This is a genomic window from Streptomyces alfalfae (assembly GCF_004127445.1).
GTDB classification, from domain to species: domain Bacteria; phylum Actinomycetota; class Actinomycetes; order Streptomycetales; family Streptomycetaceae; genus Streptomyces; species Streptomyces alfalfae.
In genome coordinates, this window is sequence record NZ_QEXM01000038.1 from 229,716 (window position 1) to 248,221 (window position 18,506).

At 72.6% G+C, this 18,506-nt stretch carries 18 protein-coding genes; 7 read left to right on the forward strand and 11 right to left on the reverse strand.

Annotated elements, in window-relative coordinates; genetic code table 11:
• Positions 1-49: 49 nt before the first annotated feature.
• The 3 genes from DCW30_RS17495 to DCW30_RS17505 form a co-directional block, all read right to left on the reverse strand.
• Entirely contained in the window at positions 50-1,504 is a 1,455-nt protein-coding gene (locus tag DCW30_RS17495) for a flavin-containing monooxygenase (RefSeq protein WP_076687718.1), read from the reverse strand.
• A gap of 1 nt (position 1,505) precedes the next feature.
• Complete coding sequence (locus DCW30_RS17500) at positions 1,506-2,441, reverse strand: helix-turn-helix domain-containing protein (RefSeq protein WP_076687719.1); 936 nt, start codon at positions 2,439-2,441, stop codon at positions 1,506-1,508.
• A gap of 333 nt (positions 2,442-2,774) precedes the next feature.
• On the reverse strand, positions 2,775-3,641 hold the full coding sequence (locus tag DCW30_RS17505; RefSeq protein ID WP_079250254.1) for an AfsR/SARP family transcriptional regulator: 867 nt from the start codon (positions 3,639-3,641) through the stop codon (positions 2,775-2,777).
• A gap of 359 nt (positions 3,642-4,000) precedes the next feature.
• On the opposite strand from DCW30_RS17505, the gene DCW30_RS17510 reads away from it, so the two are divergent.
• Positions 4,001-4,996, forward strand: a complete 996-nt coding sequence (locus DCW30_RS17510) for an LLM class flavin-dependent oxidoreductase (RefSeq protein ID WP_062768598.1) — start codon at positions 4,001-4,003, stop codon at positions 4,994-4,996.
• Positions 4,993-5,769, forward strand: coding sequence for a thioesterase II family protein (locus tag DCW30_RS17515; RefSeq protein WP_076687720.1), 777 nt, complete (start codon positions 4,993-4,995; stop codon positions 5,767-5,769). The genes DCW30_RS17510 and DCW30_RS17515 overlap by 4 nt, the downstream gene beginning before the upstream one ends.
• 21 nt (positions 5,770-5,790) lie before the next feature.
• On the opposite strand, the gene DCW30_RS17520 is transcribed toward DCW30_RS17515, so the two are convergent.
• From DCW30_RS17520 to DCW30_RS17535, 4 genes are all read right to left on the reverse strand, one after another.
• Positions 5,791-6,648, reverse strand: coding sequence for a glycoside hydrolase family 16 protein (locus DCW30_RS17520; protein ID WP_076687721.1), 858 nt, complete (start codon positions 6,646-6,648; stop codon positions 5,791-5,793).
• An 83-nt stretch (positions 6,649-6,731) separates the two neighbouring features.
• A complete protein-coding gene (locus DCW30_RS17525; protein WP_241743533.1) occupies positions 6,732-8,069 on the reverse strand; it encodes a carboxyl transferase domain-containing protein in 1,338 nt (445 codons plus the stop codon).
• Between the two features lie 61 nt (positions 8,070-8,130).
• Positions 8,131-9,615: an acyl-CoA synthetase gene (locus DCW30_RS17530; protein WP_103557555.1), complete on the reverse strand. Its 1,485-nt coding sequence runs from the start codon at positions 9,613-9,615 to the stop codon at positions 8,131-8,133.
• Between the two features lie 82 nt (positions 9,616-9,697).
• Positions 9,698-10,951, reverse strand: coding sequence for an SLC13 family permease (locus tag DCW30_RS17535; protein ID WP_076687723.1), 1,254 nt, complete (start codon positions 10,949-10,951; stop codon positions 9,698-9,700).
• Positions 10,952-11,147: 196 nt separating this feature from the next.
• Between DCW30_RS17535 and DCW30_RS17540 the strand changes: the two genes are divergently transcribed.
• A complete protein-coding gene (locus DCW30_RS17540) occupies positions 11,148-11,870 on the forward strand; it encodes a FadR/GntR family transcriptional regulator (protein ID WP_076687724.1) in 723 nt (240 codons plus the stop codon).
• Positions 11,871-11,968: 98 nt separating this feature from the next.
• Here the strand turns inward: DCW30_RS17540 and bla are convergent, their stop codons facing one another.
• A complete protein-coding gene (bla, locus tag DCW30_RS17545) occupies positions 11,969-12,898 on the reverse strand; it encodes a class A beta-lactamase (protein WP_198501679.1) in 930 nt (309 codons plus the stop codon).
• Between the two features lie 193 nt (positions 12,899-13,091).
• On the opposite strand from bla, the gene DCW30_RS17550 reads away from it, so the two are divergent.
• From DCW30_RS17550 to DCW30_RS17560, 3 genes are all read left to right on the forward strand, one after another.
• Complete coding sequence (locus DCW30_RS17550) at positions 13,092-13,964, forward strand: LysR family transcriptional regulator (RefSeq protein ID WP_076687725.1); 873 nt, start codon at positions 13,092-13,094, stop codon at positions 13,962-13,964.
• Positions 13,961-14,875: a serine hydrolase gene (locus tag DCW30_RS17555; RefSeq protein WP_076687726.1), complete on the forward strand. Its 915-nt coding sequence runs from the start codon at positions 13,961-13,963 to the stop codon at positions 14,873-14,875. Before DCW30_RS17550 ends, DCW30_RS17555 begins: the two co-directional genes overlap by 4 nt.
• A gap of 81 nt (positions 14,876-14,956) precedes the next feature.
• Positions 14,957-15,181: a hypothetical protein gene (locus DCW30_RS17560; protein ID WP_237283476.1), complete on the forward strand. Its 225-nt coding sequence runs from the start codon at positions 14,957-14,959 to the stop codon at positions 15,179-15,181.
• Positions 15,182-15,315: 134 nt separating this feature from the next.
• Here DCW30_RS17560 and DCW30_RS17565 read toward each other — a convergent pair whose 3' ends face one another.
• Together DCW30_RS17565 and DCW30_RS17570 are read right to left on the reverse strand one after the other, a co-directional pair.
• Positions 15,316-16,182 carry an alpha/beta fold hydrolase gene (locus DCW30_RS17565; protein WP_232626576.1) on the reverse strand — a complete coding sequence of 289 codons (867 nt, stop codon included), beginning with the start codon at positions 16,180-16,182 and terminating at the stop codon, positions 15,316-15,318.
• Positions 16,151-16,984: an alpha/beta fold hydrolase gene (locus DCW30_RS17570; protein ID WP_076687728.1), complete on the reverse strand. Its 834-nt coding sequence runs from the start codon at positions 16,982-16,984 to the stop codon at positions 16,151-16,153. Before DCW30_RS17570 ends, DCW30_RS17565 begins: the two co-directional genes overlap by 32 nt.
• Before the next feature lie 34 nt (positions 16,985-17,018).
• On the opposite strand from DCW30_RS17570, the gene DCW30_RS17575 reads away from it, so the two are divergent.
• The gene (locus tag DCW30_RS17575; protein ID WP_373568983.1) at positions 17,019-17,210 is read left to right on the forward strand and encodes a hypothetical protein; all 192 of its coding nucleotides are present in this window, start codon (positions 17,019-17,021) and stop codon (positions 17,208-17,210) included.
• Here the strand turns inward: DCW30_RS17575 and DCW30_RS17580 are convergent.
• Positions 17,200-18,258, reverse strand: coding sequence for a vWA domain-containing protein (locus DCW30_RS17580; protein ID WP_076687729.1), 1,059 nt, complete (start codon positions 18,256-18,258; stop codon positions 17,200-17,202). The genes DCW30_RS17575 and DCW30_RS17580 overlap by 11 nt on opposite strands.
• Positions 18,259-18,506: the final 248 nt, after the last annotated feature.

Genomic DNA, 18,506 nt, shown 5'->3' on the forward strand with positions numbered 1-18,506 from the left:
TCACCGAGGGGGGCGGGCCACCGCCGTGTGCGGACCGGAGCACGGGGACTCACCCCACGTAGTCCCGCGGCGAGAAGACCGCGGTGCGCTCCCGGTAGGCCTCGATGCTGGAGGACCAGTTGTTGACCACCCGGCCCTCACCCGTGGTGTACCAGCTGCCACAGCCCGCGGCGAAGGCCGTGCCCGCGAGGTCGCGCCGCAGTTCCTCGTTGTAGCGCCGCTGCACCTCGGGGTCGACGTCGAGGGTGCGGCCCCGGCCGGCGTCGAGGGCGCCGAGCGCCTGGAGCACGTAGTCGATCTGGCTCTCCACCATGAACAGGATCGAGTGGTGGCCGAGGTTGGTGTTGGGGCCGTACAGCATGAACATGTTGGGGAAGCCGCTGACCGAGACGCCGAGGTAGGCCTCGGGCCCCTCCTTCCACGCCTCGCGCAGCGTCAGCAGGTCGCGGCCGACGATCTCCACCCCGCCGGTGCGGTTCAGCGACTCGAAGCCGGTGGCGTGCACGATCACATCGGCTTCGTGCAGGCGGCCGTCGGCGGTGCGGACGCCCTCCGGCTCGATCCTGACGATGGACTCCGTCACCAGGTCGACGTTGTCGCGGGACAGCGCGGGGTAGTAGTCGTCGCTGATCAGCACCCGCTTGCAGCCGAACGCGTAGTCCGGGGTGAGCCGGTCGCGCAGCTCGCCGTCGGAGATCTGCGCGCCCAGATGCTCCCCCGCCACCTGCTGGAACTGCTCCCGCACCGGATTGCCGTCGTCGCGCAGACCGGCCGCCCAGCCGTCGCGCTCGCGGTACAGCTCCTCGCGCAGCGAGGCGTAGCGTTCCGGCTCGGCGAGCAGCGCGGCGCGCTCGTCGTCCGCGAGGGCCCGGTCCTGCCGCGGGAGCAGGTAGTTGGGCGAGCGCTGGAACACCGTGAGGCGTCCGGTGGCCTCCGCGATGGCGGGCACCAGCTGCACGGCGCTGGCCGCGCTGCCGATACAGGCGACCCGCTTGCCCGTCACGTCGAGGTCGTCGGGCCAGCGCGCGGTGTGCACCTGGGTCCCGGCGAAGCTGTCCACGCCCTCGACACGGGCCCACGCCGGACGGCTGAGCTGCCCCCACGCCGTGATCAGGACGCGGGCCCGCAGCCGCTCACCGCGCGAGGTGCTGAGCAGCCAGCTGCCGTCGTCGTCGGACCAGGTGGCCCGGGTGACCTCCACGCCGAGGCGGATGTGCTCCGCGAGTTCGTGGTGCGCGGCGAACCGTTCCAGGTTGTGCAGGATCTCCGGCTGCCCGGCGTAGGTGCGGCTCCAGTCGGGCTGCTCGCCGAAGGAGTACCAGTACAGGTGGGACTGCACGTCGCAGGCGGCGCCCGGGTAGGTGTTGTCGCGCCACGTCCCGCCGATCGAACCGGCCTTCTCCAGGACCGTGAACGCGTGCCGTCCGGCCTCCTTGAGGCGGGCGGCCATGCCGAGGCCCGACATCCCGGCGCCGATGATGACGACCTCGAAGTCCTCGTCCATATCATCCCCTTCGTAGTGCCTCTTCCTGCGACCACCCTGGCCAGCGGTCCTGATCGGCGGCTGAGAGGCCGCTGATGGGCCGTCCGCCCGCGCCCGAGCGGCCGCGTGGGCGCGTCCGAAGGGACCGCAGGCCGGCGGAGGTGGCGGCGTCGGCGGGCAGCAGCGTCGCGACCGCCAGTTCGGAGACGGCGACGTCGGCGAAGGCGTTGAAGGTCATGACCGTCGAGATGAAGGACAGCGTCCGGCCGTCCCGCACCAGGCGCAGCGGCAGCTCGTAGGGGAAGTCGAAGACGCCGTCCGCCGCGCCGGAGCCACGGTCGCCGTGCCGCTCGGCGGGCGGCACGGGGTAGCCGCTCACCTCCTCGAACAGCGCCTTCAGCGGCGCGGACCCCGTCCTGGTCATGTGCCGCCGCAGCCGGCCGATGAGGTGTTCTCGCCACGCCCCCTGATCGGGCATCAGGGGCGCGAGACCCCGGGGGTGCAGGAGCAGCCGCAGGAAGTTGACCGGCGGGCGCAGCAGTTCGGGGGAGACCCCGCCCACCAGGGCGCCGAACGTGCCGTTCGCCTCCACGATGCGGTACCCGGAGTCGAAGACCAGCACCGGGTGCGGTTCGTGGGCGGCGACCAGGCGGCGTAATCGCCGCCGGACGACACCGGGGGCGGGGCCGTCCATGCTCGACTCCGGGAAGTACGGGGCGAACCCCGCGGCGACCAGCAGGACGTTGCGGTCCCGCAGCGGCAGGTCGAGGTCGGCGGCGAAGCGGAGCAGGACGTCCATGCTGGGGCGGGCGCGACCGGTCTCGACGAAGCTGAGGTGCCGGGCGGAGCAGCCGGCGCGCGAGGCCAGTTCCAACTGGCTGACACCGCGCCGGTTCCGCCATTCCCGCAGCAGCGATCCGACGCTCGAACTCTCCCGGTGCACAAGCTGTGAGGTCATACGGCCGAGTGTTCGTCCTCGAACACATAACCGCAATAACGCCTTCCTTTTCCGGGCGATTGCACGATGATGCAGTTGCCACTGGAAAGGGCACAGCAAATGCGGAACTTCCGCGTGAAGAAAAAGGGGAGCGCCGGGAAGTAATTCCCGCGAACCGTCCTCATTCTTCTTACCGAAGCCCACGGCGGATTTTGCTCACGGGATATTCTGTCGGAGTGCGCTGACGCGCGGCTGACGCCCGGCCGCCGGACGAACGAGAAGGCTGCGGCGGTACGCCCCCGGGGGGTTCGGGCGTACTGCCGCAGCCTCCTCGCGGTGTGGCTCCCGCGCCGTCTACGCGGGCACGGCCACGTCCAGCGAGGGGGCCTGGTTGAGGATCTCCCGCAGCCGCTCCCGCAGCTTCAGCGAGGGCTCCACGCCCAGCTCGCTCGCCAGCCTGCGCCGCGTGCTGTCGTACGTCTCCATCGCCTCGGCCTGCCGACCCGTCCGGTACAGGGCCAGCATCAGCATCTCGGTCAGCCGCTCCCGCCAGGGGTGAATGGTGCGCATGCGCTTCAGCTCGCTGATGCTGTGCATCGGGTCCATCAGCTGCATCTCCAGCCAGAGCCTGTCCTCGACGGCGCACAGCTGCTCCTCCGCCAGCGCCAGTGCCACGCTCTGCGCCATCGGCCCCTGGACGACGTCCTGGAAGGGCTCGCCGCGCCAGAGCGCCAGCGCCTCGCCGAGCAGCCGGTGCGCCTCGGCGGGGTTCTCCCGCGTGCAGGCACGGGCCTGGCCGGTCAGCCGGCGGAAGGCCACCGCGTCGGTCTGCGCGCCGCCCAGCTCAAGGACGTACCCCGAGGAGCGGGTGAGCAGTTGGGGCGCGGCGCCGTCCGGGCCCGCCGTCTGCTGCAGGGTTCTGCGCAGGCGGTAGACGTGGGCCTGGAGCGAGTTCTCGAAGGTGGGCGGCGGGTTCTCCCCCCACAGTTCGGTGTACAGCTGCTCGGCGGAGAGCTGCCGGCCGGGGCTCACGAGCAGCGCCGCCAGCAGGGTGCGCTGCCGGTTGCCGCTGACCCCGTGCGTACGGGCGCCCGCGCGGACTTCGAGCGGTCCGAGGAAGGCGAAGACCTGACCGGTTCCGTGGGCGTCCCCCGACTCGGACCCGGAGAGTGGCGGTATGCCGTTATTGCGGCCCGCGTCATCCGACTGCGAATAAGCCATCACTTTTCTCCTCCTGTCGTGCACGGTTCATTCAATTGACCCCGGCGCCCTTCGTGACCGCAAGTGCCGGAATGCGGGAGTCGTCGTTTCCACGCCAGTGCGAGTTCCTTGGCGCAAAGCTGATTTCACGCGGTTGATGTCGGGATGGACGGGGGCATGTCGGACACCAATTGCGTGTTTTTCATCGTTGTACGCGAGTCATCGGCCCACAGGCATGGCTTGTTCCGACGCGGCGGTGGCACGGAGTCAATTACGTGCCAGGTAATGGCCGACCTCGTCGCACGATCAGGCATCTGTCAGGTGCGGCTGCTTGGGTCGCAGGGACCGCTGACCGCGACGATGCGAGAAAGAGGTGTGCGATGGGGGCTGCCCGTCAGCCACTGCGTGTGGGAGTCCTGCTGCCGACCAGGGAGCAGGCGATCCTCGGCGAGTACAGCGTGTCCCCGCTGCTGGACTTCGCACGACGGGCCGAGGAACTCGGCTTCGACTCGCTGTGGACGGGTGACTCGCTCACCGCACGCCCCCGACTCGACCCCCTGGTGGTGCTGTCCGCCGTGGGCGCGGTGACCCGCCGGGTGCACCTGGGCACCGCGACCCTGACGCCCGCGCTGCGGCATCCGCTCGTGGCCGCCAACATGGCCAGCAGCCTGGACCACGTCAGCTCCGGCCGGCTCGTCCTCGGCGTGGGCTCGGGGTTCCCCTCACCGGAGACCACCGAGGAACTGGCCGCCGTCGGGGCCGGGCTGACCGAGCGGGCCGACCGGCTCGACGAGATCACCTCGCTGTGGCGGACCGCCTGGTGCAGCACCCGGCCCGGCGCACCGAACCGCTTCGCCGGCAGGCACTGGCGCGCGGAGGGCCTCGACCGGCTCATCTGCCCCGCGGCGCCCGACGGCCCCCCGCTCTGGCTCGTCGCCGACGACACCGCCCGCGTCCTCGAAAGGGCGGCCTGCCGCTACGACGGCTGGCTGCCCTTCCTCGCCTCGGCGGAGGCCTACGCCCGTGCCCGGGCACGGCTGGAACACCTCTGCCGCCGCGCGGGACGCCGGGCCGACGCGGTGGTCCCCGCCCTGTACCTGACGGTCACGGTCGGCCGGGACGAACAGCGGGCCAGGGTCGAGCTGGACGACTACCTGGAGCACTGCTACGGCCGCACCCTGGAGCAGATGTCGGCGATCCAGGCCTACGCCTGGGGCCCCAGCGAGCGCTGCGCGCAGCGCCTCGCCGACTACGTGCGGGCGGGCGCCCGCCACATCGTGCTCCGCATCGGATCGCTGCGACCGGAGACACACCTGCGGGAGATCGCGGACGTCCTCATGTCCAAGGCCCGCCAGACCGATCAGGAGAGCACATGACGACCACAGGAAGCACCCGAAGGGCCCGTTGGTTCACCACGTCCGGAGCCGACCCGAACGCCGGCCACCAGGTGTTCCTGTTCCCGCACGCGGGCGGCACCGCCCCGGCCTACCAGGCCTGGGGCGCCACGCTCCCCTCCACCATGGAGGTGCGCACCCTGCAACTGCCGGGACGGCAGGAGCGTTTCGACGAGCAGCCGTTCACCGACGTGGAACCGCTCCTCGACGCACTCCAGGAGGCGTTCGAGGCCGAGCTCGACGGCCGTCCCTACGTCCTGTTCGGCCACAGCTTCGGGGGCATGCTCGCCTACCGGCTGGCCGTGGCCGCCGCGTGGAACGGCCTGCCCGCGCCCGCACTCCTGGCCGTCTCCTCCTGGGCGCCGGGCCTTGGCTGGGCCGCCGAACTGGCCCAGGTCGCCACCATGTCGGACGACCAGCTCCTCGACCGCGTCGCCCAGCTCGGGCTGCTCACCGAGGGCACGGCGCTCGACCCCGCCACGCTGGCCTCCATCATGCCCGCGATCCGCGCCGACTTCCTGGCCGCGGGCAGCCTCCAGGAGGACGGCGAACCCGCGCCCTGCCCGGTGGCGGCCTACGGCGGCACGAGCGACCCGATCGTCCCGCCCGACGCCCTGTCCGTCTGGGCGGAGCACACCACGGACTTCCTCGGCACGACCGAGTTCAACGCCGGCCACTTCCACCTCTTCGACCACGCGGCGGCGCTCCAGCACAGCCTGGAGCGCCAGGTGCGGAAACTGCGGGCGCGGGTGTGAGGACACGGGTGCGAGGCCCGGTTACGCCCGGCCCTCGCCGTAGAAGCGCACGTAGTCGATCGTCATCCGCGCGGGAGACGGCGTGGAGGCGTCGGGAGGGCCGGGCCAGTCGCCCCCGACCGCGACGTTGAGCAGCAGGTGCATGTCCTGCTCGAAGACCCAGTCGCGCTTCGCGGGCAGCTTCGAGGGGGTCAGGGTGAAGTACGGCTCGCCGTCGACGGACCAGGTGATGCGGTGCGGCTGCTTGTCGACGGCGTAGGTGTGGAAGGCGCGTGACGCGTCGGCGGGCAGGGTGGCGGAGTCGCCGATCCCCTTCTCGTTGTAGTAGGTCGGCCCGTGTGCGGTGCCGTACACCGTCCGCGGTTCACCGCCGACCACCTCGCAGATGTCGATCTCACCCTGCCCCGGCCACTCGACGCCGTTATCCCCCAGCATCCAGATCGCCGGCAGCAGCCCCGTGCCGGTGGGCAGCTTCGCCCGGACCTCCACGCGGCCACGGGTGAGCGCGACCTTTCCCTCCGTCGTCAGGCGGGCCGAGGTCCAGGGGCAGCGCGTTCGCGTGTAGCACGGCAGGTCCGACCCGGCGGGGGCCGGCCGTGCCGCGATCACGAGGTGCCCCGAGCCGTCGAGCGCGGAGTTGGCCGCGTCGTCCGTGTAGTACTGGAGCTCGTGGTTGCCCCACCCCTCGGCGTCCTTGTTGCCGGTCTCGGTGTTCCAGGACTTCTCCGACGGGCGGGTGGCCGCCGCCCCGGCGAACTCGGCCCGCCAGAACGGCTCCTCCTGTGACGGGGAAGCGTCCTCGGCCACCGGGGCGGAGCCGCAGCCGCTCAGCAGCACCCCCAGCGCGAGCAAGAGAGCCAGCCGGGTACGTCGGTGCATCGCGCTGCTCCTGAAAGATCGTATGTAGGGCACGAACCTTACAAAACGCCGGGTGGCGGAGGTCTGGCGGGGCGCGGTGGCCGTCATCCCTCCGGTGCGGGCCCTCGGCCCCGGGCCGCCACCACACCCCGCAGCACACCGAGGTCGACCAGGTCCTGCGGCCGTACCCCCAGCTCGTCCGCCGTGGCGCGTGCCGCGGACGGCGGGCGCTTGAGGATCGCGGCGGCCAGTTCCGGGGCGATCACCGAGAAGTAACTGTCCGGCGTGGCCCAGGTGTTGCCGGGCGCGGCGAGCGCGAGCGCCCCGCCCGAACCGCCCTCACCGATGACGAGCGTGGTCAGCGGAACCCGCGCCGAGGCCACGGCCGCGAACAGATCGGCGATCGCCGCGCCCGCCCCCGCCCGCTCGGCCTCCGCGTCATTGGCGGCGCCGGGGGTGTCGACCAGCGTCAGCACGGGGAAACCCAGCCGGTCGGCGAGCCGGATCAGCCGGGCCGCTGTGCGGTACCCGGCCGGCCGGGTCGCGGTGCCGCGCTGCGCCGCGAACGCCACCGTATGGCCGTCGTGCAGACCGAAGCCGCAGCTCATCCCGGGGTCACGGCCGCCGCAGCGGTCCCCGGAAATCTCCGCGCGTACGGTGAAGTAGGCGTCGAGGTAGGCGTCCGCGCGCGGCCGGCCGGGCGCGCGGGCCCGGGTCACCGCGTCCCAGCCGGTGCGGGGCAGGTCCGTCGTGCCGAGGGCGTCCGGGGGAGGGACGGGGGCGGTGGCACGCGGGGACGTCAGGAGCCGCAGCCGCAGCGCGAGCGCCGCCGGCAGCTCCCGCGCGGGCACGACGGCGTCGACGTGACCGGCCGCGAACTGCGCCTCGGCCGTGTAGGCGGCCGGGTCCGCGTCGGACGGCCGTACCCGTGAGCCGGCGAAGGCCACCTGGGCGCCGGGCAGCGCCACCACCATGTCGGCCCCGGCGCCGAGCGTCGCCCACCCGCCGCCCGTCGTCGGATCGCGCAGCACGGCCAGTTGGGGCAGGCCCGCGGCCCGGGTGAGCGCGCTCTGCCGTGCCACCCGCTGGAGCTGCGACAGGGCGAGCAGCCCCTCCTGCATCCGGCTGCCGCCCGTGGCGACGAAGGTGACCACGGGCAGCCGCACGGCCCGGGCGTGGCGGTGCGCCGCCTCGATCAGGTCCCCGGTGCGCCTGCCGATCGAACCGCCGAGAAAGCCGAACTCGAAGCAGAGCGCGACCACGGGGACGCCGCCGATGTCGGCGACGGCGCAGACGACGGACTCCGACTCGCCGGTCCGCTCGGCCGCGCTCCGCCTGGCGGCGCCGTAACCGCGCCAGCCCAGCGGGCCGTCGTCCGGCTCGCCGTCCTCCTGCTCCGGCCAGGGCAGCTCCGTGTACGTCTCGGCGACGGCCGCCAGCACCGCGCGGGCACTCCTGCGCGCCGGGGCCCCGGGGCGCTCCCTGTTCTCCTCCCCGAATCCCTCACGCACCGAGAGCTCGCTTCATGATCTTGCCCAGGTCGTTGCGCGGCAGCTCGGACAGGTAGCGCACGGCTCGCGGCCGTTTGTGCGGGGCGAGTTGGGCCGCCACATGGTCGGCCAGCTCCTCCAGGGCCGGTGCGCGCTCGGGGCCCGCCGGCACGACCCACGCCACGATCCGCTCCCCGAGGTCGTCGTCCGGCTCACCGGTGACGGCCGCGTCCCGTACGCCCGCGTGCTCCATGAGGGCGTTCTCGATCTCACCCGCGCCGATCTTGTAACCGCCGCTCTTGATGAGGTCGGTCGCCTTGCGTCCGACGATCCGCACATAACCGTCCGGTTCGCGCACGGCCATGTCCCCGGTACGGAACCAGCCGTCCCCGGTGAACGCCTCGGCGGTGGCATCGGGCCGGTTGAGGTACTCGGTGAACAGGTTCGGGCCGCGCACCTGGATCTCGCCCACGGCGTCAGGCCCCGCTCCGACCGGCGCCCCCGCCTCGTCCACCAGCCGCAGCTCGACACCGCGCAGCGGCACGCCGACGGTTCCGGCACGCGCCTGTCCGTCGGCCCGGACACTGGTGTTCATCAGCGTCTCCGACATCCCGTACCGCTCGATGACGGTCCGGCCGGTCACCGCCGCGATCCGCTCGTGGTCGCGGGCGGCGAGCGCGGCCGACCCCGACACGAGCAGACGGGCCCCGGACAGCGCCTCGGCGAGTGCGGCGTCACCGGGCCCCGACGCGAGGGCCTCCGCGACGCGGTGGTACATGGTCGGCACCCCGAACAGCATCGTGGCCCCGGCGTTCAGCTCCCGCGCCACGCCCTCGGTGCTGAACCTGCCCAGATGGCGCACCGAACCGCCGCGCCGCAGCGGGCCGAGGACGCCGAGGATCAGCCCGTGCACATGGAAGAGTGGCAGCGCGTGCACCAGGACGTCGTCCGCCCGCCACTGCCAGGCGTCGGCCAGCGCGTCCAGCGTGCTGGTCAGGGCCCGACGCGGCAGGACGGCGCCCTTGGGCGGGCCGGTGGTGCCGGAGGTGTAGACGATCAGGGCGGGGTGTTCGGGGTCCGGTTCGGCGAAGGGCGGCGGGGCCGGCGCCGGGCCGTCAGTGCTGGCGCCGACATGGGTGCTGACGTCGATGTCCGTGCGGGGCACGTGCGCCAGCGCGGCGGGCAGCTCGTCGCCCGGCGCGGCCAGGATCAGCGAGGGCGCGCTGTCCGCCACGATGTGCGTCAGCTCCCGCTCACCGAGCCGGGGATTGAGCGGTACGGCGGGCGCCCCCGCGAGCAGGGCGGCCACCACGCCGACCGCCGTCTCCAGGGTGGGCGTCGCCCATACGGCGACGCGTCGCGCCGGGGCCAGGGACGCGGCGAGGGGGGTGGCCGCCGCGGAGAGCCGCCCGTACGTCAGCGACCGCTCCCCGAAGCGCAGGGCGGGCCGGGGACCGCCGTCGGCCAGGGCGGGGAACATCTGCGGATGGTCACTCATGCGTCGACTCCGTTCGGTGGTGCGGGACGGCGAGGGGGTGAGGGGCAGGGCGGGGAGGAGGACGTGTTGCCGGAACCCACCCTCACCCCCACCCCGGGACCACGAGCACCAGCCACGCCGCGGCGGGCACCACGGCGACCACGACACCTCCGTACACCATCAGTTGCCTGAAGAAGCGCTCCCGGTCGACGTCCGGCGCCGCCGCGAGGACGAGGGCGCCGTTCGTGGAGAAGGGGCTGACGTCCACCACCGTCGCCGACACCGCGAGCGCCGCGATCATCCCGACCGCCCCGATCTCCCCCTGGGCGAGGAACGGCACGGCCAGCGGGATCAGCGCGCCCATGATGCCGACGGACGAGGCGAACGCGGAGACGAGGGCGCCGATGTAACACAGCAGCAGGGCCGCGAGCAGCGGGACACCGATGCCGCCGACGCCCTCACCGGCCCACTTGATGGTGCCCATCTCCTCCAGCACGCCGACATAGGTCAGGACACCGCAGATGAGCAGCACCGTGGGCCACGCGATCTCGCCCACCGCCTTGCGGCTGGTGTCCGGCCAGACCGCGCTGAGCAGCACGGCGAGGGTGACGGCGGTGAGCCCCGCGTCCAGGTCGAAGGCGAGCACGGCGACGACGAGCGCGATGAGCGAGACGAGGGTGGCGACGCGGGGCGCGGTGAGCCGCGTCTCCTCCTCGGCGGGGGAGCCGGCGTCCCCCGCCACCGCCCGCCCCCGGCCGAGCCTGAGCCCGCCGAAGAGGACGAACACCGCACCGGCGATCAGCACGTTGGCGATCAGCGAGGCGAGGAAGAGGGCGACCTCGTCGCCCGGCAGGTCCTCGCGCTCCACGATGCCGTTCACGATGGAGCCGTAGATGCTGATCGGCGAGAAGCCACCGCCCTGAGCCCCGTGCACCACCATGGCGCCCATGAGGAGCGGGCTGATGCCGTGACGTGCGGCGAAGCTCAGGGCGATCGGTGCGACGATCGCCACCGCGGCCGGGCTGACCGCGCCGATCGCCGTCAGCGCGCCGGCGATCACGAACATCACCCAGGGAATCAGCGCGATGCGCCCGCCGACCAGCCGTATGGACGCGTGCACCAGCCAGTCCGTCGTGCCGTTGGAGCGGGCGATGGAGAACAGATAGGTGACACCGACCAGCACGACGAACAGATCGCCGGGGAAGCCCGCGAAGATGCCGTCCGCGTCCAGGTCGGCGGCCAGCTCACCCACCGCGAACGCGGCGGCGAAGGCGAGCGCGCCCATGTTGATCGAGCGAGTGGTGGCGATCACGAAGACCACCACCAGTACGAGGATGGAGATGAGTTCCGCGGACATGTGGGCTCCCGTCCTGGGGCCGTCCCTGAGTGGTCAAGTGGCTGGACCAATGGGCCTGTTGACGGCACTCAGAGTCGGGGGGAACGGTTTCGGCCGTCAAGGGGTAGGCGGAAATTGGTTCAGCCACTGGACCGCCGGGCGCTGCTAGGCTGCCGGAGCGACGGGGGCGGAGGCCTTCCGGAACAGGGGGCTGGAGATGTCCGACGCACTGCGTCCCGTGGGGCGTACGCGGCTCTACGAGCAGGTGCTCGACCGGCTGCGCGGCTACGCCGCGGAGAGCGGCCTGAAGGCGGGCGACCGCCTCCTGCCGGAGCGGGAACTCGCGCGGCGCCTCGGTGTGTCCCGCGCCTCGGTGAAGCAGGCCATCGTCGTCCTCGAAGTGCAGGGACTCGTCGAAGTACGGCAGGGCGGCGGCACGTATCTCGTCGGCGACGGCCTGGACGCCGAACCCGTGGAGCGGCTCGTCGAACGCAGGCGCAGACTGCCGGACGTCCTTGAGGCACGCGAGGCGATGGAGACCAAGCTCGCCGAACTCGCGGCGGAGCGGCGCACCGACGAGGACCTGGCCGCACTCCGGGAAGCGCTCGCGCACATGGCCGAGGAGATCGCGCAAGGCGGGCACGGCGCCGAGGGCGACCGTCGCTTCCACGCCGCCGTGACCGCCGCGGCCCACAGCGCACTGCTCGCCGACTTCATGCGCTCCATCGCCGACGACATCGCCGAGAGCAGACGCGAGTCCCTGCGCCAGCCGCGCCGTCCCGGCCGGTCCCTGGCGCAGCACCAGAGGATTCTCGACGCCATCGAGGAGGGGCGGGGCAAGGCCGCGGCGGCGGCCATGCGGCGCCATGTCCGGACCGTCGCGAAGGTCCGGCTCCTGGACTGGGAGCCGGAGCAGGACGTGGAGCAGGCAGCGGAGTAGAGGCGGAGTGGGCGCGGAGCAGGACGCAGGGCGGGATACGGGGGCGGGGCACGGAGGGCGGGGCGCACACGATCGCGCCCCGCTTCCGCGGCATCGGCTCAGGTGAGGGCGGCGGCCACGAGCGCGGCGGCCCTGGCGACCAGGGGGTTCTCCGTGGGGCCCTGCGGGTCGAGCTTCGTCGACAGGATCGCGAGCACCAGCGGGGAGCGCCCGGGCGGCTGGACGACGCCCACGTCGTTGGCGACACCGTACTGCGAGCCGCCGCCCGTCTTGTCCGCGAGGATCCAGTCCGCGGGCAGGCCCTTGCGGAAGCGCTCGGTGTTGGTCGTGTTCGCCACCAGCCAGTCCCACAGCCGCTCCCGGTCCCGCGCCGCGAGCGCGCGGCCCAGGAGGAGACGGCCGTACGTCATGCCGATCGCCCGCGGGCTGGTGGTGTCCTCGGTCCGCCACGGCTCGGCGGTGTTCAGCTCCGGCTCCCAGCGGTCCAGGCGCGTGGTGTCGTCCCCGAGGCTCCGGCAGAACCGGGTGATGGCGGTGGGGCCGCCCAGCTCGCGCAGCAGCAGGTTCCCGGCGCCGTTGTCGCTCTCGCTGACGGCCGCCGCGCACAGTTCGGCGCCGGTCAGGCCGTTGGCGATGTTCTCCGGCTTCCCGGTCACGGGGCGGTAGCCCGCCGCCTCGACGAACTCCGCCGTGTAGCGGATGCGCCGCCCGAGGAACTCACCGTGCCGGTCCACGTCCCGCAGGACGGCTCCCGCGGCGAGGCCCTTGAACACCGAGCACATCGGGAAGCGCTCGCCGGCGCGGTGGGACACCGTCGCACCCGACGCGGTGTCGAGGGCGAAGACACCGAGGCGGGCGGCGTACTCCTGCTCCAGCGCACGCAGTTGCCCGGTGAGCGTCCCACCGCGCGAGGCGGCGTACGCCTCGGTGCCCACGGCGGGCACCAGGGTGGCCAGGGCCGTGCCGGCGCCGAGGGCCAGTAGCTTGCGGCGTGAGGGCAGGGCTTCGGTGGCGGTGGTGAGACGCACGGTTGTCCTCTTTCGCTGGTGGTGTCGGTGTCACGGACGCGCTGCTCGGCAGCACAGGAGCGCTGTCGGCCGGCGGCCCGGCAACGCGTTGGCGCGGCCGTCACAGTGAAGGCCGCAGCCCACCGCCATGTCGAATACACTCTCGGCGTCTGACCGATTCGATATCCGTATCCGCGCACGTCAGGAAAGCGCCGTGCTCACCGAACGCCATCTGGAAATCTTCGTCGCGCTGGCGGACGAGGAACACTTCGGCGCCGCCGCGCAGCGTGTGGGCATCACCCAGCCGCCCCTGTCGCAGGGCCTGCGCCGGCTCGAAACACTGCTGGGAGTCCGCCTCTTCGAACGCAGCCGGGGTGTCACCCTCACCGACGAGGGAGCGTTGCTGCTGCCGCACGCCCGCCGGGCCCTCGCCGCGCTGACGGAGATGAAGGAGGCCGGTGCGCGGGAGCGGGCCGAGGGCCGCAGGCTCCGCCTCGGACTCGCGCCGGAGGTGCCGGCCCGGGTCGCCGCCGCCGTGGCCGCCGCACCGGGCCGCGCGGGGGAGCGCACCAGGCTCGCCGTGTCGACGGCCCCGACCGCCACGCTGCTGTCCGAGACCGCCGCCGGGCGGCTCGACCTCGCCGTGATCCGGCACCCCGCGGTGCTGCCGGGGCTCGCCTCCGGCGGGGTGGTGCTCCTGCCGACCTGGCGTCTGAGCCCCGCGACGGAGCGGACCGAGGCGGCCGGGGGCGGCGGGCGGCTGCCCGTCGCGGTGCGGCCGCGCGAGGAGGCCCCGGCGGCGTACGACCTGTTCGTCGACACCCTCGCCAGCCGCGGACGCCGGGTGGAGACGGTCGTGGTCCCCGACGAACGCGCCGGACTCGCCCTGGTGGCGGCGGGCCAGGCCACCCTGGTGACGGCCGACGCCGGGCTCTCGGCCGAAGGCGTCGAGCGCACCCCGGCCACCGACCCGCCGCTGCCGCTGCGCCTACGGGTGGTGTGGGACGCCCGCCGCCCGGACTCCGAGGGCACGGCGCTCACCGCGCGCCTCCTGGTGGACGCCCTGGCGAGTCAGGCGGCACGGTGAGCGCGGCGAGGCGGGAGAGCGACGCCCAGCGGGCCATCCGCGGCATGTTCGCCGACGCCGGCGTGCGCGGCTGGCTGCACGTGGCGGAACTGCACCGGCCGGAGGCCCGCGTGACCGTGGACCCCGACGAACCGGTGCCGGTCGGCTCGGTCTACAAGGTCCCGCTGATGGCCGCCTTCTGCCGGCTGGCGGACGCCGGCGCCCTGGACCCCCGGCAGCCGGTCACCCTCGGCCCCGACGAACGGATGCCCGGCCGGACCGGCATCTCGATCCTGCGGGACCCGATCACCGTCTCCCTGCGCGACCTGGTCGTCCTCATGATGAGCGTCTCCGACAACACGTCGGCGGACGCGGTGCTGCGCCATGTCGGCCCGGCGGCGGTCGAAGAGCTCTGCCGGGACCTCGGCCTGCCGGACACCCACATCCTCGGCGGCGCGGCCACGACGTTCGAGCGGATGGTCGCGGAGACCGGCGCGGAGTCGCTCAGCGCCGCGATGCGACGCCTCGCCGACAACGACGCCACGGTGCCCGCCGTGGTCTACAACCCCCTGTCCAAGGCGTCGTCGACGCCCTCCGACATGGCCAGGCTGCTGCGGGCCATCTGGACCGACGGCGCGGCCTCCGCCGAGAGCTGCGCCTTCATGCGCGAGACGATGGGGCAGCAGGCCTGGTCGCACCGGCTGGCCTCCGGGTTCCCGTACGACGACGTGACGGTCTCGGGCAAGACCGGCACCTTCGGCACGATGCGCCACGAGGCGGGTGTGGTGGAACTGCCCGACGGCGGCGTCTACACCGCCGTGGTCTTCACCCAGGCCGCCCGCGCCGACAACAAGCTCCCGCGCGCCGACGCCGTGATCGGCACGGCGGCCCGCGCGGCGGTGGAGGAACTGCGGGGCAACGAAGGCACATGAGACGCCCGATCCGGGGGAGGAAGACGGACACCGGATGATGCGGGCGGCTCCTCGGGGTATACGTCCGGCATGACGCACCCCGTGGACGCCGACGAACTGTTGATCCGCATCCGTGGAGCCCGTGACTGGGCGTCGAGCGAGGCGGACCGTATCTTCGCCCACTCGGAAACCCTCCAGAGCGACGGCCGGGCGGCCGAGGCCCTGAACGCGAGCATCGAAGCGCGCGCGTTCCAGTCGATCCGCATCGTGCTCGACGAGATTTTGCGACCAGGGACGCATGGGGAACCGCGTCCGGGGCCGCGTTAACCGTCAAAAGACGGCTTCGGGCCCGCCTCCGGGGACCGTCTCGGAGGCGGACCGACTCGGGGCTCCCGACGGCGACCGGCGCACTGCGCCGAACGGCTCACGCCCCCGTGCTGCCGCGCGCCCCGCGCCCTGTGTCACGGCCGACCACCCAGAGCGCCCCGCACGAAGCGCCGAAGGCACGCGCGTACGGCGTCGGGCTGCTCCAACCAGGGCTCGTGTCCCGCGTCTTCGATGCGGGACATCGGGACACCGAGCCGCCGCGCGAGCGATTCGAGCGCCGAGACGGGACGGGGATCGCGGGCACCGCCCAGGATCTCCGTCCGTGCCGGAAGGCGGGCGCGCAGCTCGGTGAGGTGCGCGTCGAGCGGGTCGGCGCGCCTGGCCCCGCCGAGCTCGGCGTTCATGCCCCAGTTGACGGGCCGACGCCGCCGGGCCTCCCGCGCGGCCCAGCGCCATCCGCGCCCGGGGTCGGCATGGTCGGTGAACCAGGACAGCGTCAGCAGCTCGACCTCCTCTTCCTCGCTGCGGTCCGGAGACTCCGCCAGCTCGCGCAGCCGCTCCTGCCGCGCGGCCGACATACGGCGAGCGTGCTCGGCCCGCTGCCCGGTACGCCAGTCACCGACGAAGGGCCCGCACATCAACAGCGTCGCCGCCACCCGGCCGGGGTGCCGCAGGCAGAACCGGCTCGCGAGATCGGTCCCGTAGGAGTGCCCGATCAGCACCGCCTCGGGCACGCCCCACACGTCGAGCAGTTCGGAGAGATCGTCCGCATGCCGGGCGAAGGTGTGGCGCCCCAGCCACGGCGACCGGCCCGTACCGCGCTGGTCGTAGCGGTACACGGGAGCGAGGTCGGCCACCATGGGGGCGACGTCGCCCAGGTAGTCGGGCAGTCCCGGACCCCCGTGCAGCAGGACGACAGCCGGCCGCCGGGCCGTGTCCCCCAGCGCCGCCCACCGCAGCCGCGCCCCGTCACTCATCACGGCGAATCCGTGCGTCTCCATCAAGGTCACCGCAGGGAACGTACCGGGTGAAGGCGAGGAGGAGCGCGGCCGTCCGGGCCGGTTCCTCCAGGATGGGTGTGTGTCCGGCCCCGGACAGCATCTGGATCTCCGCGTCCGGGACGACGCCGTAGTCCGCTGCCGACGAGGGCCGCCACCTGCCGTCCTGGTCACCGAAGATGACCTGCACAGGCTTGCCGAGAGCCCTCAGTCGGTCCGGCAGCGCGCGCTCGGTCAGGTACGCGGTGGACGCCCGCATCGCCGATGCGACCGCCTGGAGGGACATCTGGCGCAGCTCGTCGACGAGCACCTGCGGAACCTGGAAGCCGGCACGGAAGCCCGTGCTCGCGAACCGGCGGACCAGTTCGTCGCTCGGCGGCCACTGCGCGGGGTCGAAGGCGGCCTGCTCCGGCGGCGCGATGAAGGCGTTCATGCGGGGGCCGGTGTTGATGAGCACGAGCGCGCGCACGAGGTCGGGGCGTTGCTCGGCGAGAGCGGTGGCGGCGTAACCGCCGCTGGAGTGGCCGACGACGACGGCGTGCCGGACGCCGACCCGGTCCAGTGCGGTGGCGAGCCTGCGGCCCAGCGCGGGGAGCGAGTAGTCACCGTCGGCAGGTCCGGCGGAGCGACCGTGCCCCGGGAGGTCGATCCGTATCACGCGATGGGACGTCAGCAGTGGGACCATCGCGTCCCATGAGCGGCTCGTCGCGGCGGACCCATGGAGGAGAAGGAGCGCGGGGGCCTCGGCGGGGCCGTCCTGGCGTACGTGGAGGTCATCGTGAGGGGAGGCGCCGGAAGAAGTCATGACCTCACTGTCACCCCAGGTGTGCTGCGATGGCTTGAACGAATGTTCCCTGAGCGGCGCCGCCGAGCTGGTCCGCTCCGACCAGGCGGTGCACCGCCTGGTCGAGGGCGAAGGCGCGGCTCGTGTCGAGGCGGACGGTGGCTACCGCGGCCCGTCGCATCTCCATCGGGACGTCACGGCCTTCACCGGCGCGACGCCGACGACCGTCGCGGGACTCAGAGCATGATGAGCAGCCGCGTCTTCGGCTTGAGCTTCCTGTTCACCGAACGGCTCTGCACGTAGACCTCCAGCTTGGGGTTGTTGCCCGCCTTCACCGAGACGGTGCCCTGGATGCCCGTGCCGAACAGGAGGCTGCGGGCCGCGTCACCCGTGTAGGCGCGGTCGGTGTCCTTCTCGACCACGATGACTTCCTTGTTCGGCTGGACCTGCGCCCGCGCGCCCAACTGGTAGTAGCAGGAGCCGCGTTCATAGGTCACTCCCGGGTGGGAGTCGACGAAGGGGCGGATCTCCATCTCCTGGTCGACCTTCAGCAGCCGGTACTTGTCGGCCGGGATCGGTTCGAGGTTGGCCCGCACCTCGTCCACCGATATGTCCTGGCCCACCGCGAACAGGTTCTTGGTGCCGCGCACTCCCTGCTCACGTCCCCGCAGGAAGCTGGTGGCGGCGGCCCGCACGGTGCCGATCGCTTCCTCCACGCCCTGGTGGGAGTCGGCGTCCCAGATGGCGATGTTCCCCGCCGGGAAGCCGTAGTTCTGCGCGGTGCGCTTGGCCAGGGAGTTCGGGACGAGGATCGCGGAGGTCCAGTGGCCCGGGAGCCCGCCCATCTTCGCCGTGATCTTGTCGAGCCAGGGGCCGAGGATGGCCATGTCGCCGTCGTGGCGCCGGTCGCCCCCGGAGGCGTTCTCCTCGCCGTCGGTCACCACGATCTGGAGGAAGCTGTGCTCGCCGTACTCCTCCCAGATGTGGCCGAGGTCGTCCAGGGACTTCAAGGAGGCCTCGATGAGGGCGGTGGCGCCGTTGTTGACCCGGTAGAGGCCCCGCATGGACGGCAGGTGCTTCACGTCCATGTCCCAGACCAGGTTCTCCACCTTGTGGTCGAAGGAGTAGAGGCTGATCCGGGTCTCGTGGCCGAGGCTGTCCGACTCGGACTTCAGTCCGGCCACGAACTCGTCCACCACACGCACCAGTTGGTTCTCGTGCGGACGCATGGAACCCGAACAGTCGACTACCAGCGCGACGTGGTTGACCTTGTGCTGAATCCTGTTTGCGGACACGTCTGTGCTCCCCCTTCGGTACCGCCGAGTGATGAGTTCACTCTATGGGGAGGCACTGACAACGCGGCTCGACAGGCAACCACCGCGACCACCGAGCCAGGGGACCACCGACCGGGCGAACACCGAATCAGGCGGCCACCGTCACCACGCGACCACCGCGACCATCCCGACCGGTCGGCCTCGGCACGGTGCGGAGCGCACGCCGCCGCGGGTGACACCGCCCGCCGACCGCCCGTGGAGCGAGCGGG

What these genes read in the sequence shown, in the direction of transcription:
- DCW30_RS17540 (WP_076687724.1), top strand. Translation starts at nt 11,148, where the DNA reads ATGTCCGACGCACTGCGTCCCGTGGGGCGTACGCGGCTCTACGAGCAG.
- DCW30_RS17530 (WP_103557555.1), bottom strand. Translation starts at nt 9,615, where the DNA reads ATGAGTGACCATCCGCAGATGTTCCCCGCCCTGGCCGACGGCGGTCCC.
- DCW30_RS17500 (WP_076687719.1), bottom strand. Translation starts at nt 2,441, where the DNA reads ATGACCTCACAGCTTGTGCACCGGGAGAGTTCGAGCGTCGGATCGCTG.
- DCW30_RS17495 (WP_076687718.1), bottom strand. Translation starts at nt 1,504, where the DNA reads ATGGACGAGGACTTCGAGGTCGTCATCATCGGCGCCGGGATGTCGGGC.
- DCW30_RS17505 (WP_079250254.1), bottom strand. Translation starts at nt 3,641, where the DNA reads ATGGCTTATTCGCAGTCGGATGACGCGGGCCGCAATAACGGCATACCG.
- DCW30_RS17535 (WP_076687723.1), bottom strand. Translation starts at nt 10,951, where the DNA reads ATGTCCGCGGAACTCATCTCCATCCTCGTACTGGTGGTGGTCTTCGTG.
- DCW30_RS17570 (WP_076687728.1), bottom strand. Translation starts at nt 16,984, where the DNA reads ATGACTTCTTCCGGCGCCTCCCCTCACGATGACCTCCACGTACGCCAG.
- DCW30_RS17520 (WP_076687721.1), bottom strand. Translation starts at nt 6,648, where the DNA reads ATGCACCGACGTACCCGGCTGGCTCTCTTGCTCGCGCTGGGGGTGCTG.
- DCW30_RS17510 (WP_062768598.1), top strand. Translation starts at nt 4,001, where the DNA reads ATGGGGGCTGCCCGTCAGCCACTGCGTGTGGGAGTCCTGCTGCCGACC.
- DCW30_RS17565 (WP_232626576.1), bottom strand. Translation starts at nt 16,182, where the DNA reads ATGGAGACGCACGGATTCGCCGTGATGAGTGACGGGGCGCGGCTGCGG.
- DCW30_RS17515 (WP_076687720.1), top strand. Translation starts at nt 4,993, where the DNA reads ATGACGACCACAGGAAGCACCCGAAGGGCCCGTTGGTTCACCACGTCC.